Genomic DNA, 24,878 nt, shown 5'->3' on the forward strand with positions numbered 1-24,878 from the left:
TGTGCCGATGCTCATCCTGCTCCCCCCGTCCGAGGGAAAGGCCGAGGCCGGCACCGGTCGGCGGCTGGACCTGTCGCGGCTGTCCCTGACCGAGCTGAACCCGGCCCGGGAGGCGGTGCTGGCCGCGCTCGTCGACCTGTGCGCGGGGCCGGACGAGGCGGCGGCCCGCGACGCGCTGGGCCTGAGCGAGGGGCAGCGCGGCGAACTGCGGCGCAACGCCCGGCTGCGGGCGGCGGCCACCGCGCCGGCCGGGCGGCTCTACACCGGGGTGCTCTACGAGGCGCTGGACCTGCCCACGCTGCCGGCGGCGGCGCAGCGGGCGGCCCGCCGGTCGGTGCTGATCAGCTCCGGCCTGTGGGGCGCGGTCCGGCTGACCGACCGGATCCCGCCGTACCGCTGCCCGATCGGGGCGCGGCTGCCGGGCGTCGGGGCGCTGTCGGCGTACTGGCGCTCGGTGCTGGGACCCGCTGTCACGGCGGCGGCGGGCAACGGCCCGGTGCTGGACCTGCGCTCCGGCGCGTACGCGGCCACCTGGGCGCCGCGCGGGGCGGTCGCCGAGCGCACCGTGACGGTGCGGGTGCTGCACGAGCGGGTCGTGGACGGGACGCCGACCCGGTCGGTGGTGAGCCACTTCAACAAGGCGACGAAGGGCCGGCTGGTCCGGGACCTGCTCCTGGCCGGCGCCCGGCCGCGCGGCGCGGACGCGCTCGTGGGGGCGTTGCGGGAGCTGAAGTACACGGTCGAGGAGGCGCCCCGGGCGACCGGCCGGCCCCGGCAGGTCGACGTGGTGGTGGCCGACCTCTGAGCGCAAGTTTTGCTCAAGGCTCGGACGCAGCGGTTCCCCGGCCGGCTGTCGGGGGCCACGGTAGAGGCACCACGACGCCGACAAGGAGCTGTGCCGATGCTCTCCGAGCCCACCACGCTGCTCGACCGGCCCCGCCCGTCGTCGCCGCCCCCGCCGCTTGACTGGCTGACCCTGGCCGACGCCTTCGAGGTCGCCTGCCTGGTGCGCTGCACCCCACCCCCGGCCGCCGACGTCCGCCGGCTCGACCCCGATCCGTACCGGGGCGGGACCGCCGAGTTCAACCGGGAGGACGCGGCGCGCCGGATGCGGCAACTGCTGCGCCGGCTCGACGTGCCGGTGGGGCACGAGCTGACCACGGGTGGCCTGCGTCGCCGCTACGAACTGCACCGGCTGTCGGTGGCCCCGGAGCACCGGTCGGCGTACGCGAACCTGCTGGCGGCCGGCTGGCGGCAGGGCCGCCGGGAGTTGCTCGGCGGTCCGGTCCCCGGCGCCTCGACCGCGCGCCGGCTCTGGCGGCCCCGGCTGGCGGCGGCGGCCTGGCGGGCGGCGCTGCTCGCCGGCGGCCGGCACGTACGCCGGCACTGCCTCGGCATCCGGCTTGCCGACCGGGACCTGGCCGCGGTGCTTGTGCGCGGCGCGGCGCTGCTGGAGGTGCCGGCGGTGCTGCGGCCGGGTTCGGGCTGCTTCCTGGTGAGCGTCTCCAACGGCGAGCACCGGGTCCGCATCACCGAGAGCGCCACGCTGGGCTGACCCCGGTACGCGCGGGGTTGCGCGGCGGCGGGTGCACGGCGCAGAGTGCAGCCCGTGAGCCGACACTGGTCTGTGCGCGGCCGGCGCCGGACCGCGGCCCCGCTGGCGCTGCTGCTGCTCGTCACCGCCGGCATGGCCGGTTGCCGGGACGAACCCGCGAGCCCGGTGCCGATCCGGATCGCCACCGGCAGCCCCACCGCCGTCTACCACGCCTTCGGCAAGTCGCTTGCCGCCCTGCTCAACCGGGAACTGCCCGGGGTGCGGGCCGAGGTGATGGTCACCGCCGCCTCCGCGCAGAACGTCCGGCTGGTCGCCGCCGGTGACGCGGAGCTGGGCTTCACCCAGGCCGACGTGCTGCCGGCCCGCGAGCCGGAGCACCCGGCGGTGCTCGCCGTCGCCCGGGTCTACGACGACCTGCTGCACCTGGTCACCACCGCCGGCGGCCCGGTCCGCACGCTCGCCGACCTGCGCGGCCGTCCGGTCTCGGTGGGCGCCGACGGTTCCGGCACCGAGATCACCGCCACCCGGCTGCTCGCGGTGGCGCAGCTCGGTGGCGACCGGGTACGCCAGGAGCACCTGGGACTCGACGACTCGGTGGCCGCCCTGCGGGAGGGCCGGATCGACGCGTTCTTCTTCTCCGGTGGTCTGCCGGTGCGCGGCGTCGCCGACCTGGCCCAGGGGACGTCACTGCGGATGGTCGACCTGGGTGACTGGACGGAGCCGCTGCGACGCGCGTACGGACAGGTCTACGTGACCCGGGACATCCCCCGCTCGGTCTACCGGACGGACCCGGTCAGCACCGTGGCGAACCCGAACTACCTGATCGTCAACGCCAACCTCCCCGCCGAGCTGGTGCGCGAGGTGACCCGGCTGCTGATGGATCGCCGGGAGGAGTTGGCCGCGGCGCACCCGGCGGCCGGCCGGATGAGCCCCCGGTCGGCGATCGTCACCACCCCGCTGCCGCTGCACCCGGGCGCGGCGCAGTGGTATCGCGACACCAAACCCTGACCGGGGTCAGCCGCCGACGGGTTCGCCGTGGCGCTCCGGCGGGGCCGGCCGGTCCGACGCGTCGGGGGCGTCGGAGACGTCAGGGGCGCCCGGGTCGTCGGGCGGCGCCGGGAACCACAGCTCGGCGACCAGCCCCCGGGGGTCGCCCTGACGCATGCTGAGCCGGCCGTCCGACGCGTCGACGAGCACCGCGGCGATGGTCAGCCCCAGGCCCGCGCCGTCCACGTTCTGCGCGTCCGGCGCCCGCCAGAACCGCTCGGTGGCCTGGCCGAGCTGGCTGGCCGTCATGCCGGGGCCGGTGTCCCGCACGGTGAGCGTGGTCCCGCCGTCGCCGGGGCGTACGGTCACCGTCACCTCTCCCCCGGCGCCGCTGAACTTCACCGCGTTGTCGATCAGGGCGTCGAGCGCCTGGCCGATCGCGGTCGGCACGGTCCGGGCGTACGCCGGCGCGTCGCCCGCGTCGAGCCGGAGCGTGACCGACCGGTGCCGGGCCAGCGGCAGCCACGCCGTGACCCGGGACGCGGCCGTCGCGGCGGCATCCACGGTGACCCGCTGGTTCTCCTCCCGCTCCGCCCGGGCCAGGGTGAGCAGCGCGTCGAGCACGGTGGCCAGCCGGTCGGTCTCCTCAAGCGCCAGCCGGTGCTCGGCCCGGCCGTCCGGGTCGGTGAGGCTCGGCCCCAGCTCCTCCACCCGCAGCCGCAGCGCGGTCAACGGGTTACGCAACTGGTGGCTGGCGTGCGCGACGAAGGCCCGCTGCCGGTCCATCACGTCGGAGACCGCGTCGACCATGTCGTTGAAACTTGTCGCCAGCCGGCGCAGCTCGGGCGGGCCGAGCCGGGGCCGGACCCGGGCGGTGCGGCGCCCCTCGGCGATCTCGTGGGTCGCGGTGTCCAGCTCGGTGACCGGGCGCAGCACCCAACCGGCCAGCCCGAACGCGGTGGAGACGCAGGCCAGCACCGCGAACAGGCCGATGCCGGCAAGCGTCACCCACCACAGGGTGACGGCCCGGCGCACCCGGTCCGCCGGGGTGGTGGTGACCACCGCGCCGAGCACCTCACCCCCGTCGTTGATCGGCACCGCCGTCACCACCGGCCCGTCCACCCAGGGCCACACCGACTCCGGTCCGCTGAACTGCTGCCCGGACAACGCCGTGTCGAGCGCCGGGCCGGTGCCCACGCCCGGCTCCCAGCGGGTCGAGGCGGCCACGGTCCGGCGGTCCCGGTCCACCACTGCCGCGCCGATGCGGTAGAGGTCGTCGTAGGCGGCCAGCTCCCCACCCAGCGGGCCGGGGCTGCCGCCGCGCAGCGCCGGGCCGGCGAGCGAGGCGAACCGGGTGGCGTCGGCGAGCCGGTCGGCGCGTACCCGATCGGTCTCCCGGGAGGCGAGCGTGACCGCCAGCGGGGTTTCCAACGCGAACAGCACAAGCACCATCAGCAGCAGGTAGCTGATCACCAGCCGGCGGCGCACCCGGGCCCCCTCACGCGCCGCGGAGCCGGTAGCCGACCCCGCGTACGGTCTCCACCAGGGTCGGGTCGCCGAGCTTGCCGCGCAGCGACCCGACGTGCACCTCGACGGTGTGCCGGTCGGCCCAGGTGGTGCCCCAGACGTCGAGCAGGATCCGGTCCCGTGGGACGGCCACCCCGGGCTGGCGGGCCAGCGAGAGCAGGATGTCGAACTCCTTGCGGGTCAGGGTCACCGACCGGCCGGCGACGCGCACCGTCCGGCCGCCCACGTCGATGTGGACCGCGCCCGCCTCGATCAGGTTGCGCTCCGGGACGGTGTGCGACGCCCGGCGCAGCACCGCCTCGATCCGGGCCTGCAACTCCACCATCGAGAACGGCTTGACCACGTAGTCGTCGGCGCCCAGCCGCAGGCCCAGCACCCGGTCGCGTTCCTCGCCCCGGGCGGTCACCGCGATGATGCCGAGCTGGCTGCTGCGGCGGCGCAGCTCGCGGCACAGGTCGGTGCCGTCGCCGTCGGGCAGGGTCAGGTCGAGAAGCACCAGGTCGCAGGGGGCGGCGGAGAGCGCGGCGGCGACGGTGGCGGCGTGTTCGACCTGGTAGCCGCGCCGGGTCAGCGCGGACGACAGCGCCGCGGCGACCCGACGGTCGTCCTCGACCAGGAGGATCCGCACCCGTGCCTCCGTCCGCTCGCGGTGTTGCCCAGGGAATGGTGGCAGACGCGCCGCCGGGACGCGAGGCTACCTGCGCCACGGTGGCCGAACTGCTCACCCGGGGGTGCTCGCTATGCTGCGTCGAGCCCCGCCCGACGGCGCGACGCGCCCCGCCACGATGCGAGTTGAGATGACTGACAGCAACGACCCGTCCGCCTCCGTCTTCGTCCACCCGACGGCCGACGTGGAGTCCGGCGCCCGGGTCGGCGACGGCACCAAGGTGTGGCACCTGGCGCACATCCGGTCCAGCGCCCAGGTCGGCGCCGGCTGCGTGATCGGCCGCAACGTGTACGTCGACGCGAGCGTCACCGTCGGCGACCGGGTGAAGATCCAGAACAACGTCTCGGTCTACCAGGGCGTGACCATCGAGGACGAGGTCTTCGTCGGCCCGTGCGCGGTGTTCACAAACGACTTCCGGCCGCGCGCCCAGAATCCGGACTGGACGATCACCCCGACGCTCGTCCGCCGGGGCGCCTCGATCGGCGCCAACGCCACGCTCGTGTGCGGCATCGAGGTCGGCGAGTACGCGATGATCGCCGCCGGCTCCGTGGTGACCCGCGACGTCAAGCCGTACCAGTTGGTGGCCGGCAACCCGGCCCGGCCGAAGGGCTGGGTGGACGCCAAGGGCGAGGTCGTGTCCCGGGACGTCGACAACCCGCCGCACCAGGGCTGAACACGCGACGGGGGCGACGACCGGTCCGGTCGTCGCCCCCGCGCGTCGGTGCGCCGGTCAGCCGCAGAGCCGGCCGATCTCGTCCCGGAACCGGTCCATCGGGTTGGACCCGGCCGGGCCGAGCAGGTATTCCTTCAACTCCCGCCGCGCCTCGGCCATCGGGTCGTCCCCGCCCCGGGTCACGTCGAGGATCTTGGCCAGCTCGCCGCCGTCCGCGGAGAGCAGGTACGCCGCCCGCGCGGTCGGGAACTGCCGCCGGAACTCGTCCTCGGGCAGGCCGGCCGGGTTGGCCACCACGTACGGCCGCTCGCTCTGCACGAAGTCGGAGACCACACTTGAGACGTCGCTTACCAGCAGGTCGGTGACGTTGAAGCAGTCGAACAGCGACGGCGTGCGGCCGGTCACCACCAGGTGCGCGGCGCCGTCGAGCGAATCGGGATCGATCTCGCCCCCGGCCGCGCGGATCCGGGCGACGATCCGCTCGTGCGCCGCCTTCGCCTTCGGCGCGCGGCTGCCGGTCAGCGGGTGCGGCTTGTAGACCACCCGCAGGTTCCCGGCGGACAGCAGCCCGGACACGATCCGCTCCCCCATCAGCACCAGCGAGGTGTGGAACGGGTCGTCGTCCAGCCAGCCCTCCCAGGTGGGGGCGTAGAGCACGGTGAACAGGTGGTCGGCGGCGCCGGAGCCGAACGTGTGCACGCCGGCGAGCTGCGGGCGGCCCACCTCCACGATGTCGCGGTCCAACACGCCGACGTCGGCCCGGGCGTACCGCTCCCGGCCGGCCGGACCGGCCACCCACACCTCGTCGTACACCTTGCTGTAGGGGTTGACGCTTGCCGCCTTGTCGCTGTCGCCGTGCCCGACGAAGACGTGCGTCACGCCCGGCTCACGCAGCAGGTGGATGTTCGCGCCGACGTTCGCCGCGTACAGCGCGACCCGGAGCGAGCCCAGGTCGAGGTTCATGAAGTCGACCCCGGCCGGCACACAGATCACCGGCAGTCGGGTGTCGGCCAGTTGGTGGAACGCGTCCGCGGCCCGCAGCAGCACCACCGCCCGCCGGCCTGTCGCCGCCAGCGGCGCGAGCCACATGTTGGCCTGGTAGACGTCCTTGGCCGGGCCGGCGAAGTAGAGCGCCACCTCGGGCTTCTCCCGGGCCAGCCAGTCGTGCACGGCGGGCAGCACGCCCGGGCTCGTGCCCCGGCCCCGCAGCACGGTCAGCGCCAGCACCGCGGCGGCGACCAGACCGACGGCCAGGGTGACCAGACCGGTGACCACCACCGGGGTGACCCGGTCCGCCGCGGCGGCCACCACGGCGGCCGGCACCAGCAGCACGTTGAGCAGCGGCATCCGCAGCCCGGCGAGGTGCCGCGCCCAGGCCGGCGGAACCGGGACGCGGCGCAGCGCGCCGAGGTCGATGTTGCGGGTGAACGCCGGCGGGTCGACCCGCCCCTCGACCGACTTGGTGACCGCGGTGGTGCCCACCGCCAGGGTCCAGAGCGCGGCGGGCAGCAGCAGCACCGCGATCGTGCCGGCCACCCCGGGACGGACCGTGGCGATCACCAGCAGGGCCACCGACAGGTCCCGCACCAGCCGCCGGAACGTCCACCCGACACCGGCCTTGGCCAGCAGTTGGGCGGTCTCGCCGTACCGGGTCGCGAGCGCCAGCTCACCGCCGAGGGCGACCGCCGCGGCCACCGCGTACGGGAACACCAGGCCGAGGACACCGGCGAGGATCATGACGCCGTACCCGAGGAGCGTCGCGCCCACCGTGGCCAGGCCCTGCTGGCTGCGTACTCTGCTGAACAACTACATGCTCCCTGTCTGCCCGGCAATGTCGGCGAGGCCCGATACCGACGGCTGCGACCCTAAACGGGTCAGATGACGCAAGTATTGCCGGGGTGTCCGGCAGGTGAACGGCGGACGACTGCTTCTTCCCCCGATGCCGGATCGGACACACCACACGGCAGGCCCCGGTCGTTCCCGACCCGGGGCCCACCGCGCATCAGTGGGTCAGCCGCCGATGACCACCCGGCGAACGCCGGTCCAGCGGGCCGGGTCGGTGACCCGCCGCCCGTCGACGAGCACCGTCACGCCCGGCAGGTCCGCCGGGGCGAGGTTGCGGTATTCGGCGTGGTCGGCCTGGATCACCGCGGCGCCGACCGGCTCACCGTCGTAGCCGGGCAGGCCGTGCGCGACCAGCTCCTCGTTCGAGTACATCGGGTCGGAGACGTAGGGCGTCGCGCCCCGCCGGCGCAGCGCCTCCACGGTCGGGAAGACACCGGAGAAGGCGGTCTCCTTCACCCCGCCCCGGTAGGCGGCGCCCAGCACCAGCACGCCCACGCCGGTCAGGTCGCCGTACGCGGCGGCGAGCAGGTCCACGGCGTAGTCCGGCATGGCGGCGTTCGCCTCCCGCGCCGAGCGGACCACAGTGGCCGCCGGGTCGTTCCACAGGTACATCCGCGGGTAGATCGGGATGCAGTGACCGCCGACCGCGATGCCCGGCGAGTGGATGTGGCTGTACGGCTGAGTGTTGCAGGCTTCGATGACCTTCGTGACGTCCACGCCCACCGTGTCGGCGAAGCGGGCGAACTGGTTCGCCAGGCCGATGTTCACGTCCCGGTAGGTCGTCTCGGCGAGCTTGGCCAGCTCGGACGCCTCGGCCGAGCCCAGGTCCCACACGCCGTTGGGCTGCTTCAGGTCGGCCCGCTCGTCGAAGTCGAGCACCGCCTCGTAGAACCGCACGCCGTGCGCGGCGGAGCCCTCGTCGATGCCGCCGACAAGCTTCGGGTAGCGCCGCAGGTCGGCGAAGACCCGGCCGGTGAGCACCCGCTCCGGGCTGAACACCAGGTGGAAGTCGGTGCCCGCGGTGAGACCGGAGCCCTCTTCGAGCATCGGCGCCCAGCGCTCGCGGGTGGTGCCGACCGGCAGCGTGGTCTCGTAGCTGACCAGGGTGCCCGGCTTCAGGCCACGGGCGATGGCCCGGGTGGCGTCGTCCATCCAGCCGAAGTCCGGCACGCCCTCGGCGTCCACGAACAACGGCACCACCACCACGACCGCCTTCGACTCGGCGACCGCGGCGGCGGTGTCGGTGGTGGCCGACAGCAGCCCGGCGGCCACCGCCTCCTTCAGCTTGACGTCCAGGTCGGCCTCGCCCGGGAAGGGCACGGCACCGTCGTTGACCAGCTGGACGACCCGCTCGGAAACGTCGGCCCCGAGCACCCGGTGCCCCTTCGAGGCGAACTGCACGGCGAGCGGCAGGCCGATCTTGCCGAGCGCGACGACGCAGATGTTCATGACTGCTTCTTTCCTCCAATGGGGAGCCTGCGTCGCAGGCCGGTCATCATGCGGCGCAGCGTCACCGGGAAGACGACAAGCACCAGGTCGCCCTTGCGGTTCGTGCTGCTGGTGATCACGTGCAGCCGGCCGTCCTCCCGGTGCACCGACCGCTGCACCATCGACGGGTACGGGCCGCGCACCGGCGTCGAGGCGACGTCGCCGTCGCGGGTGACAGTCACGCTGACGACCCGACGCTCCCCACCGGGTTTCACCCCGGCGAGCAGGTCCTGGGCGCGGAACGACATGGTCACCGTCGCGCCCAGCGGGTCGGCCTCGATCGACTCGACCGTGCCGGCCGTCCGCCCGGCCGAGACGGTGATCCCGCCGTCGGCCATCGCGGCCAGGTCCGGGTGCGGGCCACGCGCGGTGATCCGGACCACCCGCTCCCCCGCACCGTCGACGGTCCAGCGTACGGCCATCGTCTCCAGCCGGGCCAGCCACTTCGACATCGACACGGTGATCTCGTACCAGTCGTCGGAGAGCCCGCACCGACCGTCACCGAAACCAGGGTAGCGGGCGAACCAGCCGTCGTCGCGGAGCACCGGCTGCGGCAGCCCGTGCCGGACGTCCTGGCGGATCACGGCCACCAGGTCGGCCAGGATGCCGTACGCGGCCACGCCGAGCCGGACCCGGGTGGTCACCGGCAGCGCGCGCCGGATCCGCTCGGTGAGGTGTTCGGTGACGAGCCGCCCGACCCCCGCGCGCACCCGCTCCTGCGTCTTGCGGTCCAGTTTCAGGAAGTCGGCCTGGACCAGCTTGGCGATCTCCCAGGTGAAGTGACGGAGCAGGACCGCGTCACGCCGTTCGCCCGGCTCGATGTGCTCGGCGACGAACGCGACGATCCGCTCCGCGCAGCCGAGTCGTGCCACGTGCGTGCTGCGGTAGGTGATGTTGCTCGAATTGGCGCGCTTCACCGCGTAGTAGTAGTCGTAGTCGGCGAGCACCGAGATCCGCCCGGCCCGCAGGCACGCCTCAAGCGTGAACGGCTGGTCGCTGCCGACCGGCATGTCCTCCGGGAAACGCAGACCGTACTTCTCCACCAGCTCCCGGCGGAAGAGCTTGGTGTTGGACAGCGCGAACGGCAGGGCCGAGGTGAACAGGTCCACGTCCGGCTGGGTGCTGGCGAAGACCGCCTGGTGCACGTAGCGCTTGTTCACCCCGACGAGCCGCCCGAGCAGCACGTCGGACCCCCACCTGTCGGCCGCGGCCACCATCCGCTCCAGCGCCTCCGGACCCAGGTGGTCGTCGGAGCCGATGAAGAAGACGTACCGGCCGGTGGCCTGCTCCAGACCGCGGTTGCTCGGCGCGGCCGGCCCGCCCGAGTTGGGCTGGTGCAGCACCTTCACCGTGCCGGGGTAGCGCGCGGCGAAGCGGTCCAACTCCTCGGCGCTGCCGTCGGTCGAGCCGTCGTCCACCGCCACGACCTCCAGCCGGTCCAGCCCGATGGTCTGCTCGACGAGCGAGGTGAGGCAGATGGTCAGGTCCGGCATGGTGTTGTAGACGGCGGTCACCACTGTGACGTCCGGCTGGGTCACCTCCCGGCCCCGGCGGCGAGCACCGGTGCCGATGGGGTGCCGCCGGCGGCACGCGGCGGATGATCCGGCAGCAGCCGGGAGTAGACGCCGTCGAGGATCTCCGCCTGCGCCGCCCAGGTCCAGTTCGCGAGCAGCCCCGGCTGGTCGTACGCGGCGCGGTACCGCTCCCGGTCCGCCAGCACCGCCCGCACCGCGCGCACGTAGTCGGTGACGTCCTCGGCGGTGAACACCTCACCCTGACCGGTCGAGCGGACGGTCTCCGCCATGGTGCGGACGTCGGAGACCACGAGCGGCAGCCGGGCGTGCGAGTACTCGAAGAACTTGGTGATCAGCGCGATCTCGTGGTTGGGCCAGTGCTGGATCGGGATCACGCCGACCTGGGCGCCGGAGAGGAAGGGCACCACCTGGTCGTGCGGCACGTAGGGCAGCACGTGCACCCGGTCGCCGGCGTCCAGCTCCCGGGCCCGGGCGACAAGCCCGCGCACGTATTCGGAGTCGGGCTTGTTGACCACCAGGGCGACGTGCGCCCCGGCCAGCTCCGGCAGCGCCTCGATCATCACCGCGAGACCGCGCTTGGGCGCGGCGACGCCGCTGTAGACAAGCAGCGGCACGTCCGGCGCGAGGCCGCCGCACCGGACCCGGATGTCCGGCGCCTCGGCCCGGCCGCCGGTCAGCTCGTCCACCGCCGGGGCGTTGAGCACCACCGCCGGCCGCTCGGCCAGGCCGTGCTCGGCCTGGAGCAGGTCGGCCAGCCCGCCGGAGACGGTCATCGTCGCGTCCGCGTACGGCACGAACTCGCGTTCGTGGGCCATGTTGCCGGGCAGCCAGCGGGCGTTGTCGCGCCACGGCTGCACGCCGGGCAGGTATTCGTGGGCGTCCCAGACCAGGGCGACGCGCCGCCCCTTCGCGGCGGCGCGGATCTTGGCGCGGGCACCGACGCCGAGCATGCGGAAGTCGTTCGCGTGGATGAGGTCGGGCTGGAGCTTGTCGATGACCGGGCCGTAGCCGAGCTCGTAGTCCCACAGGCCCGGCTCCAGCCGTCGCCACGCCCCGCCGCCCTGCACCCTCTGCCAGAACAGCGCGAAGGCGCGGTCCCACGGCCCGTCGAGCTTGCGCGCCTTGGCCCGGCCGAGTTGCCGCTGGCGCAGCGACACCCACCGGCGGGTCAGGCCGGAGAAGCGCTCCTCGGCGCGCAGCAACTGCCAGCGCAGCGCGGGCGGCCGGTCGGCGACGGTCAGCTCGGCGCGGCGGACCCGCAGGTCGGCACGCCAGGCGCGGACCGCCTGCGCGCGGTGCGCGGCGATCCCGGTCGGCGGGTACGCAAGCGGCGCGCGCAGCCACGAGCGGCGGTATTCGTGCGGCCGCTTGGACATCGGCAGGGGGACCTTGAGCAGGCGGACCTCGGCCGCGCCCAGCTTCCAGGTCTCCGGCGTGCCGCCGGGAGCCCGGCCGAGCAGGATGACCTCCCAGCCGGCGTCGGCCGCGGAGCGGGCGGCCTTCTGCACCCGCGAGTCGCCGTTCACACCGTTGTCCACCAGCATGACGACCCGTCCCCGGGTGCGCTCCGTCATGTCTGCGCCGTCAGCTCCCATTACCGCCCGTCTCCGTCCCCTCGGCCCCGCGGCCCGAGGACCCCGGCGAGTCTACGACAATGCGTGGCGGGCATCGGGCCCGCCGCCGCCGTGTCCCCGGTACCGATGGGCCCGATTGCTAACCTCCATCCCGGGCCGGCCCGACCTCGCTGCGAACAGGACGAAAATGGACATGGTGACGACAGACGAGCGCCCGCCGGCCGCACCGGAGCCGGCCGACCCGCCGGCGCCGGCGGGGCCCGCCGCGCGGCTCCGCGCCGCCGTCCGGTACGCCCTGCCCGCGCTCGCCGCGTGGACCGCGGTACGCCTGCTCGGCCTGGTGAGCATCTGGCTCTGGGCCCGGAGCACGGGGCGCGGCGCCGTCGGCGAGCTGACCCGCGCCGACGGCAGTTGGTATCTGGGCATCGCGCGCAACGGGTACGACGGCGCCGAGCAGTTGCACAGCAACATGGCCTTCTTCCCGCTGTATCCGGGCCTGACCGCCGCGCTGGACACGGTCACGCCGTTCGACCTGCGGCACACCGCCCTGCTGGTGTCGTGGGTGGGCGGGTTCGCCGCCGCCTGGGGTCTGTTCGCCGTCGGCGCCCACGTGTACGACCGCCGCGTCGGGGTGGTCCTCGCCGTGCTCTGGGGCGTGCTGCCGCACGCCGCGGTGCAGCTCATGTCGTACAGCGAGGGGTTGTTCACGGCGCTTGCGGCGTGGTCGCTGTACGCGCTGCTGCGCCGGCACTGGCTGACCGCCGGCGTGCTCTGCCTGTTCGCCGGCCTCACCCGGCCGACCGGCTCCTCGCTCATCGGGGTGGTCGGCCTGGCCGCGCTGATCGCGGTGATCAGGCGTCGGGACGGGTGGCGACCGTGGGCGGCGATGCTGCTCGCGCCCGCCGGCTGGCTGGGCTACCTGGCGTGGGTCGGCTGGCGCACCGGCCGGCCGGACGGCTGGTTCCGGATCCAGGGCGAGGGTTGGGGTTCCTCATTCGACCTCGGCGTGAACACCGTCCAGCGCGCCCGTGAGGTGCTCAGCAAGCCATCGGAGCTGGAGTTCTACGTGGTGACGCTGGTGGCGGTGCTGGCGATCATGCTCTTCGTGCTCAGCCTGCTCGACCGGCAGCCGTGGCAGTTGCTGCTCTACAGCGGGCTGCTGTTGCTGACCACGCTCGGCGCCGCCGGCTTCTACCACTCGAAGGCCCGGTTCCTGCTTCCCGCGTTCCCGCTGCTGCTGCCCGCCGCGGTGGCCCTGGCGCGCGCCGGCCGGGCCCGGGCGGTGACAGTGCTTACCACCCTCGCGCTGGTGTCCGCCTACTTCGGCGGCTACCTGCTGCTGATCTGGCGTTTCTCGCCGTGATCCGGCGGCGGGCTCAGCGGGTGTGTCGGCGGACGTCCCAGAGCCACACGTCGTCCACCCGGGCCCCGGGTCCGTAGAGCGCGTCGAGCACGGCCCGCAGCGGCGTCGCGTGGGGGTGCGCCGCCGGCAGCGCCAGCGCGTCGGCCCGCCAGTAGCGCGCGTCGGCGAGCGCCCGGTCCCGGTCCACCGGGCCAGGGTCCGGGGACCGCGTCCCCTTGTCGACGGCGGTGAGCAGCGCGGCGGTCGGCCGCGGCCGGACCCCCCACCGGCCGGTCGGGTCGGTCCCCGACACCGGGCCCAGGAAATAGCCCTGCGGCACGGCGAAATCGGTGCGCGCGGCGGAACTCCACCACACCGACGTCATGTTGTCCACCGGGACGGGCACCAGGGTCCGTCCCGGGGTGACGTGGTCCCGCCACGCGCCCGAGGTGACGAACGCCGGCACCGGCGCCCGCCGCTGCACCGGCAGCGGCGTCGGGGCCACCGGCACCAGCGCCGCCAGCAGCGCGACGCCACCGAGCGCGGCGACCAGCCGGTCCGCCGGCGCGGGCCGCCGGGCGAGCCCCGCCAGCCGGTCGACGGTGAGCGCCAGCAGCACCCCGACGGCCGCCGTGGTGATCAACCCGAACCGGGCGACCACGAGCGAGTCGACCACCGGCAGGTTCTGGACCAGGGCGAAGGGCGCGGGCACCGAGGAGTGCCGGGGCCCCCAGGTCCACCTGGTGCCCATGGAGAGGATCGCGGCCCCCACCGCGACCAGGGCGAGCACCCGGACCAGCGGCTCCCGGCGCTGCCAGAGCACGGCCGCGACCAGCAGGATCACCAACGGCCAGCCGAAGCTGCTCGCCTCCTCGGTGGTGTTGGCGACCAGGCCCCGCACGCTGTCCGGACCGCCGCCCACCGACTCGGTGGCGTAGGTGACGTACGACTTCAGCGCCAGGACGAACTGGTCCGGCGAGCCCGGGTGACCCACCCGGTGCTGCGGGCCGGCGAACTGCATCCACAGCGGGTACGCGCCGGCCAGCAGCACCAGCAGCCCGGCTACCGCGATCCCCCCGGCCAGCGGCCGGGCGGCGGCCACCACCCGCCGGGGCCGGACCAGCAGCCAGCCCAGCAGCCCGGCCAGGCAGGCAAGCGCGGTCAGGAAGAGAACCTCCAGGCCGATGAGGAGCTGCGCCGTGACGAGCGCGCCGAGCACCAGCCCGTCGCGGAGCACCCGGCCACCGCGGGCCAGGCACACCACCCGCCAGATGAGGAACGGCACCAGCCACTGGGCGGTGATGTGCGGGTGGCCGTTGCTGTGCGACACGAGCGCCGGGGCGAAGCCGCAGAACAGCCCGCCGACCCCGGCGGCGAGGTGGCGGCGGACCAGGTGCCGGGAGAGCACGTGGTACCAGGCGTAGGCGGTGCCGGCCAGGTTGAGCGTGACGAATAGCAGGTACGCCGCGGGCGCGCCGACGAGCACCGTCACCGGGGTGAGCACCAGGCCGGGAAGCTGCATCCCGACGTTACTCATCAGGTTCACCCCGTCCGGGGCGTTCTGGAGCGTGGTGAAGAACGGGTTCTGCAGGTGCGTGACGGCGTGCGCCGCGTACGCCAGCATCCACTCGTTGAAGCCCTGGTCGGACGGCCGGCTGCCGAGCAGCCGGCCGTGCACGTCAAGCCAGCCCCGACCGGTGACAAGCACCGCGCCGGCCAGGTAGACCAGGGCCGCCGCCAGGTCGTACCGCCGCTCCGGCCCGCCGGTCGGGGCGTCCTCGGACCGGTCGGCCGGGCCCGGGCGGTCCTGGACGGCGGCGACCCGGTCGCCGGCCGGGCCGGCGAGGGCGGGGCCGTGCGGACCTCGGGCGTCGGACCGGAAATCAGTCATGACGCCCGATGCTACGAGCGACAGTGATGCCGTTACCGTAACCGGGCAATCACGGAGTGTCGCGGCACCTGCGGGTCAGAGCCGGTGCGCGGCGTCGCCTGTCGTCACGCCACGGGTGTCGAAGAACCGCTTGGCCCGCCCGACGAGCGCGTCCACGTCGTACGAGCGGTGGTTCTGCACCAGGATGACCAGGTCCGCCGCGGCGACGGCGGCCTCCAGGTCCTCGGCGCGGGGCACGCTGCCGCCGAGGGCCTGCCAGTGCTCCACGTGCGGGTCGTGATAGCTGAGCTTGGCGCCGAGGCCGTGCAGCAGGCGGGCCAGCGGCACGGCCGGGGACTCGCGCTGGTCGGCGATGTCCGGCTTGTAGGTCACGCCGAGCAGCAGCACCGAGGAGCCGTTGGCGGCCAGGCCGGCGTCGTTGAGGATGTCCTGCGCGCGGCGGACCACGTACGACGGCATGGTCGCGTTGATCTCCTGGGCCAGCTCCACGAACCGGAACGGGTAGCCCAACCGGGCCCGCACGTTGTGGCTGAGGTAGTTGGGGTCGATCGGGATGCAGTGCCCGCCGACGCCCGGACCGGGATAGAACGCCTGGAACCCGAACGGCTTGCTGCTCGCCGCGTTGATCACGTCCCACAGGTCGATGCCGAGCTGGTGGCAGAACCGCGCCATCTCGTTGACGAGTGCGATGTTGACGTGCCGGTAGGTGTTCTCCAGCAGCTTGGCCGTCTCCGCCTCGCGGGTGCCCTTGGTGCGCACCACCGTGTCGACGAACCGCCCGTAGAACGCCGCCGCCCGGTCGCCGCAGGCCGGGGTGTGGCCGCCGACCACCTTGGGGGTGTTGCGGGGGCCGAAGCGCTCGTTGCCCGGGTCGATCCGCTCCGGCGAGAACGCCAGGTGGAAGTCGGTCCCGGCGCGCAGGCCGGACTCCTCCAGGATGGGCCGGACGATCTCGTCGGTCGTCCCCGGGTAGGTGGTCGACTCCAGCACCACGAGCATGCCGGCGCGCAGGTTGCGGGCCACCGCACGGGTGGCCGACTCGACGGCGGCGAGGTCCGGCCCGCCGTCGTCGGACAGCGGCGTCGGCACGCAGATCACCGCCGTGTCCGCGGTGGCGATCTCCGCCTCGTCGCTCGTCGCCCGGAAACCGGCGGCAAGCATCTCGGCGATGTCGGCGTCGGCGAGGTCGTCGACGTGGGACCGGCCGGCGTTGAGGGCGTCGACCACGCTGCCCTTGACGTCGAACCCGAGCACCGAGGCACCGGCGCGGACGGCCTCCCGGGCCAGCGGGAGCCCGACGTAGCCCAGGCCGAGAATCACCACATCTGTCATTTCATGTCCCTTGCGCGTCGCTGGTCCGGCGGAGGAGAGGTGGTCGAGCGAGCCGTGGGCATGCTACCCGCTGCCGCCCTCACACCCGGGTCAGCTCGTCGGTGGCGGGCCGCCCGTCCGACGTCGGCAGCGCCGGGCGCCGGCCCGCCGGAGCCAGCCGGTGGTAGAGGCCGTTCTGCACCTTGGCCTGCTCCTCCCAGGTCCACGCCGCGAGATCCATCGACGCGTACGCCGCGCGGTAGCGCTGCGGATCGGCAACCACCGCCTCGATCGCCCGGACGTACTCGTCGGTGTCGTCGACCCGGAAGACCTCGCCCTGCCCGGTCTGCCGCACCGTCTCGGCCATCGTCTCGACGTCGCTGACCACGATCGGCAGCCGCGCGTGCGAGTACTCGAAGAACTTGGTGATCAACTGGATCTCGTGGTTGAGCCAGTGGTGGATCGGGATGACCCCGACGGTGGCGGTGGAGAGGAAGCCGACCACCTCGGCCGGCGACACGTACGGCAACACGTGCAGCCGGTCGGCCGCCCCCAACTCCTCGGCCCGCTTCTTCAGGCTGGTCAGGTAGGGGCCGTCCGGCGCGTTCACCACGAACGCCAGGTGCGTCCCGGGCAGCCGGGGCAGAGCCTCCACCATCACGCCCATGCCACGGTGCGCCGCCGCGGCGCCGCTGTAGACCACGAGCGGCACGTCCGGGCCGAGACCGCAGGCGCTGCGGATGTCCGGGCCGGCGCCGGCGGCGCCGAGCGCGTCGGCCGCGTGCGGGGTGTTCAGCACGACCGAGGGCAGCTCGGGCAGGTCGTGGTCACGCCGGAGGAACTCGGCGAGCCGCTCGGACACCGTGATGACGGCGTCGGCGTGCCTGGCGTACTCGTGCTCGTGGGCGCGGTTGGCCACCATCCACCTGGCGTTGTCCGCGCGCGGCTTCACCCCGGGCAGATACTCGTGGACGTCCCAGATCAGCTTGATCGGGTGGCCCTTCGCGGCGGCCCGCAGCTTCGCCCGGGCGCCCACCCCGACCATCCGGAAGTCGTTGGCGTAGATGATGTCCGGCTTGAGCTCGTCCACGGTGCGGCCGTAGGCCAGCTCGTAGTCCCACAGCGCCGGCTCCAGCTTCCGCCACGCCCGGTCGCCGTGCAGCCGCAACTGCGACCAGGTGTAGAAGCGGTCCGACGGGGTGCGCAGCGGCTTGCGCTGCTTCTGCGCCCGGGTGAGCTGCCAGTGGCGGAACGACACCCACTTCCGGGTCGCCTTGGCGGCGAGTTCCTGCACCCGTACGGCACGGCGCGCCAGCGGGGAGCCGCCGGTCGAGACGAGCTGCGCCCGGCGTACCCGCAGGTCGGTCAGCCACGCCCGGACCTCCTGCTGGCGCAACGCCGCCACACCCGTCGGCGGGTACGCAAGCGGCCCGGTCAGCCACCGCCGCCGGAACTCGTGCCGCCGCTTGAGCAGCGGGGTCGGCATCGGCAGCAACCGCACCTGCGCGGCGCCGAGCTGCCAGGTCTGCGGCTGGCCGTTCGGGGAGCGGCCGAGCAGGATCACGTCCCAGCCGGCGTCGGCGGCCGACATCGCGGTCTTCTGCACCCGCGAGTCGCCGTTCACCCCGTTGTCGACCAGGATCACGATCCGGGCCGGCGCCGTCGACGCGCTGTCCCCCGTCGCCACCATCGCACTCTCCTCTGCAAGGACCACCCGCACGTCGAGCACGGGAGGAATGTTCTCAGCCCACGGACCGGCTGTCGGGTCAGCCCCGGTCACCCGCGACGAGCCGGTCGAAATCATGCCGGACGCGCTGCCAGTCCCAGGTCTCGACCGCGTGTTCGGCCGCCTCCTCGGCGGTCTTGCGCCAGGCGTCCTCCGTCGCGGTGACCGACAGGATCCGCTCGGCCGCCTGCGCCGGCGTGTCGACCACCCAGTCCGCTGGGAACAGCGTGCGGGCCGAGGCCGGCTTTCCGGCGAAGAACGGCCAGTCCCGGACCACCGGCACCGCGCCGCTCGCCACGCCCTCGACCAGGCCGCAGTGGAAGCTCTCCCGCACCGAGCTGCTCAGGATGACCCCGACCTGCGCCAGCGCGCCGGGCACGTCGTCGGTCTGCCCGAGGCGGACCACGGCACCGGTGGCCTCCAGCTCGGCGACGTCGGCGAGGAACGCGTCCCAGTAGCGGCGGCTGTCCGGGCTGGCGTCGGGATTGTCCAGGTCCCGCCCGATCAGCACGAGACGGTACCGCTCGTCCCGGGCGCGCAACTCGCGCAGCACGTTCACCGCCCAGCGCGGATCCTTGGCGACCGCCTTGATGCCGACCAGCCCGAGGGTGAAGCGGGCGTCGTCGGTCTTGGGCCGGCGGTAGGCGCGCAGGTCCATCGCGTTGCTGATGACGTGCCGGCGGGTGTCGGCCGCCGCCAGCGCCGGGACCGCGGCGACGGTGAGGTCACGCAGGTGGTCGGAGACGAAGACCATGTCGTCGACCCGGCTGTAGTCGACCAGGTGCGGCCACGCGGCGAACGCCTCGAAGCTGTGCAACCGGACGATCACCCGGGTCGTGCCGGGGTCGACCATGGTGAACAGCACGGCCAGCGCGGCACACCAGTCGACGAAGACCACGTCGGCCCACTCGACCTCGGGCGCCAGCCACTCGGCCACCGAGTCGCCGAACGCGGAACTGCCGGCCAGCAGATGCTCGACCATCGAACGTTGGTCGCCAAGCAGCGGGACGTGCTCGCCCGTGTCGCCCGGGTCGAGGAACCGCAACTCCACGTCCGGGCGTTCGTCGAAGTGGCGGCGGACGGGCTCGATGAAGCCGTGGTTGCCGTACGTCACCAGGAGCAGCCGCAGCGGCCGGTCGGCCGGGGGCGCGACGGCCGGCGACCGGCGACCGTGTGGCGCCGAGCAGGCGCGCACGGCGGCCGAGGCGTGCCACTGCGCCAGGAACCCGGCCGGGTCCTGGGCGAGCGGGGAGGTCATCCGGTCGAAGTGCAGCCGGCGGTCGAAGACCCGCTGCTGGGCCGCGCGCACGGAGGCCGCCGCGGCCCGGACGTCGCCCCGGGCGAGCGCCCGGTCGGCAAGGGTCAGCTCGGCGGCGACCGCGGCGTCGAGGCTCGCCGGGGTGTCCCGGTCCAGCTCCGCGGCGGCCCGGCGACCCAGCGCGGTGGCCAGCGGACGGGGATCGGCGAGCCGGCTCGCCGCCGCCCGTACCGTCGCGGTGGCCCGCTCGGGACGACCGGCGCGCAGGAGGCCGGCGTGCACCGCGTCGGCGAGCCGCACCCGGGCGCGGTCGGGGATGGCCGGCGCGGCGAGCACAGCGTTCCAGAGGCCGGCGACCGGGCCGAACCGAAGGGCACGCGGGGAAGTGCCGGCCCGCAGCGCCCGGTCCAGCACCCGCCGGGTGGCCGGACGTGCGGGGCTCATCGCGTGACCCGCGACTGGTGCCCGCGGTCACGGGGAAGATCGAGAAACATCGGGCGAGTGCCCCCTGCTGCCGAAGCGATGGCGCCACACCGTTGCTGGGCGCGAACCGGACCGAGTTTGCCATAGCGCCGGAGCGTCCGGCAAACGCCCGAACCGGGCATCCGGCCGGTCCGTTCGCGGCCCGGCTCCGGCCACCCGGACGACGCTTACGGCGTGGCCGCCGGGCGTCCCGAGCGGCAACGCGCCGTGTGCGTGGTCCGCCCGGCCACCGGGCCGGCGCTATTGTGGGTAACGCTCCGGGCGCGACCACGCGGCCCGCGGGTCGATCGGCCGCGCGGCGCCTGGTCCCGCGCGGGCGGAGGACGGCGGCGGCGACGTCCCGGCGGCGGATCGGCTCGGCGAACTCGCGCTCCGCCGTCACGTCGAGTCGGCGTCCGGGGCCGCGTCTGCCCACCCTCTGAGGATCGGAAGCGATGAACAACGGAAGAACACTCGGGGTACCCCGGCAACCCTCCCCCGGGGGCGACCGACCGCACGTGATCTACCTGGCGATCGGGTTCCCGCCGGCGGCGAAGAGCTGCGCGTACCGGATGCGGGAGACCGCCAACGAGTTCGCGGCGGCCGGCTGGGACGTGACCGTGGTCACCATCGCCGACGAGGCGTGGGAACGGGAGTACGGCCTGGACCACACCCTGACCGAGGGCCTGGACCCGTCGCTGCGCGTGGTCAAGCTGCCGTTGTTCCGGGACGACCTGGAAACCGACATCCGCACCTTCTCCGAGTCGCGCACCCTCGCCCACCGCCGTTGGCTGTCCGACCTGCGTCGCCGGACCCTGTCCGTCTTCCCCGAGCCGATCTTCGGGGGCTGGCGGCCGGAGCTGGAGCGGGCGCTGGTGCGGCTGCACCGGGAGCACCCCGCCGACCTGCTCGTGACGACCTGCTCCCCCTACGTGAACCTGGCCGCCACCTGGAAGCTGTGGGAGACCCACCAGGTCCCGTACGTGATCGACTTCCGCGACGGCTGGTCGGTCGACGTGGTCAACGGCGGCGAGGCGTTCTCCCGCGACTCGGTCGCCGGGCGGTGGGAGCAGAAGGTGCTGTCCCAGGCGCTCGCGGTCTGGAACGTCAACGAGCCGATCTCCCGCTTCTACCGCGAGCGCTACCCCGAGCTGGCCGACCGGATGCGGGTCGTGCGCAACGGGTACGACGACGCGGCCGTGCCACCGCTGTCCGGGCCGGCCCAGGGCCGCCCGCTCGTCTTCGGCTACCTCGGCGCGCTCAACCTGCCGGTGCGACTGCTCGACGCGGTGCTCCAGGGCTGGCGGACGGCACGCCGGGCGGACCCGCTGCTGGCCGACGCCACGTTCGAGGTGCGCGGGCACATCGGCGCGGCCTGGGCCCGCGGCGACAACGCCCACGCCGAACTGCTCCGGGCCGCGGCCGAGGACGGCGTCGTGGTGGGCGGCTCCGTGCCGCGCGCCGAGGTGCCCGGCCTCTACCAGCGCTGGGACGCACTCGTGCTGATGGTCACCGGCGGTAAGTACATGACTTCCGGCAAGGTCTACGAATACATGGCCACCGGCCTGCCCGTCGTCTCCGCCCACGAGGCCGCGCACGACGCGTCGACGGTGCTGTCGTCGTACCCGCTCTGGACCGGGGCGGTGGGGCTGGCGCCGGCCGACCTAGCCGGTGCGTTCCGGCACGCCGCCGACCTGGCCGCCCACACCACGCGCACGGACCGGGAGACCGCCCGGGAGCAGGCCCGCCGGTACGCCCGCCGGGCCCAGCTCGACCCCGCGGTCCAGGAGATCACCGCGATGATCCGGCCCCAGCCGGCGGCGGTGGTGCCGGCCCAGACCCGCAGCAGCCGCGTACCCGCCGGGGGCGACCGATGACGATCGAGGTCCTGATGATCACCGGGAACGTCCCCGGGCGGGCGGCGGTCCTGATCGACGCGCTGGAGAAGTTCCGGGCCGCCGGAGCCCGGGTGCGCATCGCCAGCACGTTCGAGACCGAACTGCTCCCCGACATCGGGGATCTCGCCGAGCTGCACATGTTGCCGCGCAGCGCCGAGATGACGCCGCGGCTGCGGCGCAAGTTCGCGCGGACCAGCCCCTCCCGCCGGCCCTGGCTGCGCGCCCAGCACGACCCGTGGGTCCGCCGGCACGCCCGGCACGCCGACGTCCTGGTCGCCCTGGACGGCCGCGCCCTGCACACGGTGTGGCAGCTCGCGCACCGGCACCGGACGGCCGACGCGGTCTACGGCATCGCCCCGGGGCTGCGCGCGGTCGAGAAGCGGACGGCCGACCCGGCCGCCTACCGGCGTCGGAGCCTGGCCACCACCGGGCCGTCCCCGGTGCTGGTGGCCGCGACCGCGCGGGGTCAGGCGCGCGACGCGGCCAAGGCGTTGCTCCAGACGGTCAGCGGGAAACGGGCGATGCGCAGCGGCGCGGTGCGCTGGTTCTGGGAGCGGGCCGTCGCGGCGCCGGGCCTGCCGGAGCGGTACCGCGCCGAGGTGGCCCGCCGGGTGCAGACAAGCATGCACCGGGTGGGATATCCGGAGAGCGCGGACCGGGTGGTCGGCGCCGCCAGCACGAAACTCGCCGACCCGGCGCTGAAGGCGAAGCTGCTCGTGCCGCTGGCCGAGTCGGAACCGGTCGAGGGCAACGTGGCGGATCAGCTGTCACCCGAGGTGAGTGACGACGTGACAAGCGGGGCCGATCCGGTGCCGCCCGCGCAGACCTGACCGACCCCACCGGACGGCGAAGCGCCGGCACCCTGTCGGGGTGCCGGCGCTTTCGTCGTCGCGCGGTCGCCGATCGGGTCAGCGAGCGGCCGCGGGTGACCCGAGCGCGGTCGAGGAGACCGAGACGACCTTGCCGTCCGCGGCGGACTCCAGCAGCCCGGCGGCGACCTGCACGGTACGCAGGCCCTGCCGCAGCGTCACGATGTCGCTCTGCTTGCCCTCCACCGCGTCCCGGAACCGCTCGTGCTCGACGAGCAGCGGCTCCCGCTTCGGGATGGCGTAGCGGACCATGTCGCCCTCGGCCACGCCACGGAAGGCGCGCAGCGCCTCCCACTCGGTGTCGATGGCGGCGTTGGCGTAGAAGGTGAGGTCGGCGGTGAGCGTGTCGGCCACGAAGCAGCCCTTGTCGCCGGTGACCACCGTGGACCGCTCCTTGAGCGGGCTCAGCCAGTTGACCAGGTGGTTGACCATCGTCCCGTCGGAGAGCTGCCCGACGACCGCGACCATGTCCTCGTGCAGCCGGCCGCTGCGGGAGATCGTGCGGGCGGCCACCGAGGTGTATTCCTCGCCGGTCACCCAGGCGGTCAGGTCGATGTCGTGGGTGGCCAGGTCCATCACCACGCCGACGTCGGCGATCCGGTGCGGGAACGGGCCCTGGCGGCGGGTGACGACCTGGAACACCTCACCCAGCTCGCCGGCCTCCAGGCGGGTGCGCAGGCTCTGCAACGCCGGGTTGTAGCGCTCGATGTGACCGACGCCGGCGACCAGGCCGGCGGCCTCGAACGCCTCGACCAGCTTGGTGGCGGCCTCGACCGACTGGGCAAGCGGCTTCTCGATGAGCGCGCTGACACCGTTGGCGGCCAGCTCCAGGCCGATCGACTCGTGCAGCGCGGTCGGGCAGGCGATCACCGCGTAGTCCACACCCAGGGCGAGCAGGTCGCTCACCTCGGGCACGACCGGCGCACGCAGCGTGCCGGTGGTGTCGCCGGCCGGGTCGACCACGCCGACCAGCTCGACGCCGTCCAGGCTGGACAGCACCCGGGCGTGGTTGCGTCCCATGGCGCCGAGGCCGATGAGCCCGGCCCGCAGCTTGCGCGCCCCCGTCATGCGGCACCCCCGGCGGGCGAGTTCGCGCCGTCGGCGATCCGCTCCAGCTCGGCAGCGCTCAGCGACGGGTGCACCGGCAGCGAGAGCACCTCGGCGGCGGCCCGCTCGGTCTCCGGCAGGTCCCACGGGCCGGGCGTGCCGGCCTCGGTCAGGTAGGGCTTGAGCCGGTGGATCGGCGTCGGGTAGTAGACCGCGTTGCCGATGCCCAGCTCGGTGAGGCGGGCCTGGGCGGCGTCACGGTCGCCCCGCACCCGCACCGTGTACTGGTGGTAGACGTGCTTGGCGCCGTCGGCGACCGGCGGGGTGACCATGCCGGTGATCGCGGAGTCGAGGACCTTGGCGTTGGCCCGGCGCTGCTCGGTCCATCCGTCGAGCTGGCCGAGCTGCACCCGGCCGATGGCGGCGGCCACGTCGGTCATCCGCATGTTGGCGCCGACGATCTCGTTGGCGTACCGCTGCTCCATGCCCTGGTTGCGCAGCAGCCGCAGCGTGCGGGCCAGCCCGGCGTCGGCGGTGGTGATCATGCCGCCTTCGAGCGCGTGCATGTTCTTGGTCGGATAGAAGCTGAAGCAGCCGGCGGTGCCGAAGGCGCCGACCGGGGTGCCGTTCAGCTCGGCGCCGTGCGCCTGGGCGGCGTCCTCGATCACGGCCAGGCCGTGCTGCTGCGCGATCGCCATGATCCGGTCCATCGCGGCCGGGTGGCCGTAGAGGTGCACCGGCATGATGGCGACGGTCTTCGGCGTGATCGCGGCGGCGACCGCCTCGGGGTCGACGCAGAAGCTGCCCGGTTCGATGTCCACGAACACCGGCTCGGCGCCGACCAGCCGGACCGCGTTGCCGCTGGCGGCGAACGAGAACGACGGCACGATGATCTCGTCGCCGGGGCCGAACCCGAGCGCCATCAGGCTGAGCTGCAACGCCGAGGTGCCGGAGTTGACGGCGACGCAGTGCCGGCCGGCGACCAGGTCACCGAACTCCTCCTCGAACGCCGCGACCTCCGGGCCCTGCACGACCCGGCCGCTCCGCAGCACCCGGACAGCCGCCTCGATCTCGGCCTCGCCGATGATCGGTCGTGCTGGGGGAATGAACTCTGGATGCGGCCCGACCATGGGGCTTCCTCCTGTCGACACGTGGTGCACGGGGGACGTCTGGGGATGGTAGCGGTTTGTGACGAAAACCAGGCGGTCGCGATGATTGTCCGC

At 73.9% G+C, this 24,878-nt stretch carries 19 protein-coding genes; 7 read left to right on the top strand and 12 right to left on the bottom strand.

Translation table 11 applies throughout. From position 1 onward, the window contains the following. Nucleotides 1-7: 7 nt before the first annotated feature. From yaaA to SM450_RS18035, 3 genes are all read left to right on the top strand, one after another. Nucleotides 8-805, top strand: a complete 798-nt coding sequence (gene yaaA / locus SM450_RS18025; RefSeq protein ID WP_474620895.1) for a peroxide stress protein YaaA — start codon at nt 8-10, stop codon at nt 803-805. 96 nt (nt 806-901) lie between these two features. Further along, the gene (locus tag SM450_RS18030; protein ID WP_474620896.1) at nt 902-1,555 is read left to right on the top strand and encodes a hypothetical protein; all 654 of its coding nucleotides are present in this window, start codon (nt 902-904) and stop codon (nt 1,553-1,555) included. Nucleotides 1,556-1,609: 54 nt separating this feature from the next. Beyond that, nucleotides 1,610-2,563, top strand: coding sequence for a TAXI family TRAP transporter solute-binding subunit (locus SM450_RS18035; RefSeq protein ID WP_474620897.1), 954 nt, complete (start codon nt 1,610-1,612; stop codon nt 2,561-2,563). Between the two features lie 6 nt (nt 2,564-2,569). On the opposite strand, the gene SM450_RS18040 is transcribed toward SM450_RS18035, so the two are convergent. Both SM450_RS18040 and SM450_RS18045 read right to left on the bottom strand, forming a co-directional pair. Then, nucleotides 2,570-4,030, bottom strand: coding sequence for an ATP-binding protein (locus tag SM450_RS18040; RefSeq protein WP_474620898.1), 1,461 nt, complete (start codon nt 4,028-4,030; stop codon nt 2,570-2,572). Nucleotides 4,031-4,040: 10 nt separating this feature from the next. Next, nucleotides 4,041-4,697, bottom strand: coding sequence for a response regulator transcription factor (locus SM450_RS18045; protein ID WP_474620899.1), 657 nt, complete (start codon nt 4,695-4,697; stop codon nt 4,041-4,043). Nucleotides 4,698-4,866: 169 nt separating this feature from the next. Here SM450_RS18045 and SM450_RS18050 point away from each other — a divergent pair, with 169 nt between their 5' ends. Beyond that, entirely contained in the window at nt 4,867-5,409 is a 543-nt protein-coding gene (locus SM450_RS18050) for an acyltransferase (RefSeq protein WP_474620900.1), read from the top strand. 57 nt (nt 5,410-5,466) lie between these two features. Here SM450_RS18050 and SM450_RS18055 read toward each other — a convergent pair whose 3' ends face one another. The 4 genes from SM450_RS18055 to SM450_RS18070 all read right to left on the bottom strand — a co-directional run bounded on the left by SM450_RS18055 (nt 5,467) and on the right by SM450_RS18070 (nt 11,872). Next, nucleotides 5,467-7,215, bottom strand: coding sequence for a CDP-glycerol glycerophosphotransferase family protein (locus tag SM450_RS18055; protein WP_474620901.1), 1,749 nt, complete (start codon nt 7,213-7,215; stop codon nt 5,467-5,469). Nucleotides 7,216-7,419: 204 nt separating this feature from the next. Then, entirely contained in the window at nt 7,420-8,703 is a 1,284-nt protein-coding gene (locus SM450_RS18060; RefSeq protein ID WP_474620902.1) for a nucleotide sugar dehydrogenase, read from the bottom strand. Further along, nucleotides 8,700-10,280, bottom strand: coding sequence for a glycosyltransferase family 2 protein (locus SM450_RS18065; protein WP_474620903.1), 1,581 nt, complete (start codon nt 10,278-10,280; stop codon nt 8,700-8,702). Before SM450_RS18065 ends, SM450_RS18060 begins: the two co-directional genes overlap by 4 nt. Next, nucleotides 10,277-11,872 carry a glycosyltransferase family 4 protein gene (locus SM450_RS18070; RefSeq protein WP_474620904.1) on the bottom strand — a complete coding sequence of 532 codons (1,596 nt, stop codon included), beginning with the start codon at nt 11,870-11,872 and terminating at the stop codon, nt 10,277-10,279. Before SM450_RS18070 ends, SM450_RS18065 begins: the two co-directional genes overlap by 4 nt. 172 nt (nt 11,873-12,044) lie before the next feature. On the opposite strand from SM450_RS18070, the gene SM450_RS18075 reads away from it, so the two are divergent. Next, nucleotides 12,045-13,214, top strand: a complete 1,170-nt coding sequence (locus SM450_RS18075) for a hypothetical protein (protein ID WP_474620905.1) — start codon at nt 12,045-12,047, stop codon at nt 13,212-13,214. A gap of 13 nt (nt 13,215-13,227) precedes the next feature. Here SM450_RS18075 and SM450_RS18080 read toward each other — a convergent pair whose 3' ends face one another. The 4 genes from SM450_RS18080 to SM450_RS18095 all read right to left on the bottom strand — a co-directional run bounded on the left by SM450_RS18080 (nt 13,228) and on the right by SM450_RS18095 (nt 19,823). Next, a complete protein-coding gene (locus SM450_RS18080) occupies nt 13,228-15,084 on the bottom strand; it encodes a hypothetical protein (protein WP_474620906.1) in 1,857 nt (618 codons plus the stop codon). Nucleotides 15,085-15,159: 75 nt separating this feature from the next. After that, complete coding sequence (locus SM450_RS18085; RefSeq protein ID WP_474620907.1) at nt 15,160-16,416, bottom strand: nucleotide sugar dehydrogenase; 1,257 nt, start codon at nt 16,414-16,416, stop codon at nt 15,160-15,162. Nucleotides 16,417-16,495: 79 nt separating this feature from the next. Further along, nucleotides 16,496-18,085: a glycosyltransferase gene (locus tag SM450_RS18090; RefSeq protein ID WP_474620908.1), complete on the bottom strand. Its 1,590-nt coding sequence runs from the start codon at nt 18,083-18,085 to the stop codon at nt 16,496-16,498. 76 nt (nt 18,086-18,161) lie between these two features. Then, nucleotides 18,162-19,823 carry a glycosyltransferase family protein gene (locus SM450_RS18095; protein ID WP_474620909.1) on the bottom strand — a complete coding sequence of 554 codons (1,662 nt, stop codon included), beginning with the start codon at nt 19,821-19,823 and terminating at the stop codon, nt 18,162-18,164. A gap of 473 nt (nt 19,824-20,296) precedes the next feature. Here SM450_RS18095 and SM450_RS18100 point away from each other — a divergent pair, with 473 nt between their 5' ends. Then, nucleotides 20,297-21,718: a glycosyltransferase gene (locus tag SM450_RS18100; RefSeq protein WP_474620910.1), complete on the top strand. Its 1,422-nt coding sequence runs from the start codon at nt 20,297-20,299 to the stop codon at nt 21,716-21,718. After that, nucleotides 21,715-22,569 (top strand): hypothetical protein, encoded by an 855-nt coding sequence (locus SM450_RS18105; protein ID WP_474620911.1) that lies wholly within the window; start codon nt 21,715-21,717, stop codon nt 22,567-22,569. Before SM450_RS18100 ends, SM450_RS18105 begins: the two co-directional genes overlap by 4 nt. Before the next feature lie 78 nt (nt 22,570-22,647). Here SM450_RS18105 and SM450_RS18110 read toward each other — a convergent pair whose 3' ends face one another. Together SM450_RS18110 and SM450_RS18115 are read right to left on the bottom strand one after the other, a co-directional pair. After that, nucleotides 22,648-23,676, bottom strand: a complete 1,029-nt coding sequence (locus tag SM450_RS18110) for a Gfo/Idh/MocA family protein (RefSeq protein ID WP_474620912.1) — start codon at nt 23,674-23,676, stop codon at nt 22,648-22,650. Continuing rightward, nucleotides 23,673-24,785 carry a DegT/DnrJ/EryC1/StrS family aminotransferase gene (locus SM450_RS18115; protein WP_474620913.1) on the bottom strand — a complete coding sequence of 371 codons (1,113 nt, stop codon included), beginning with the start codon at nt 24,783-24,785 and terminating at the stop codon, nt 23,673-23,675. The genes SM450_RS18110 and SM450_RS18115 overlap by 4 nt, the downstream gene beginning before the upstream one ends. Nucleotides 24,786-24,878: the final 93 nt, after the last annotated feature.

The organism is Micromonospora marincola (assembly GCF_056150385.1).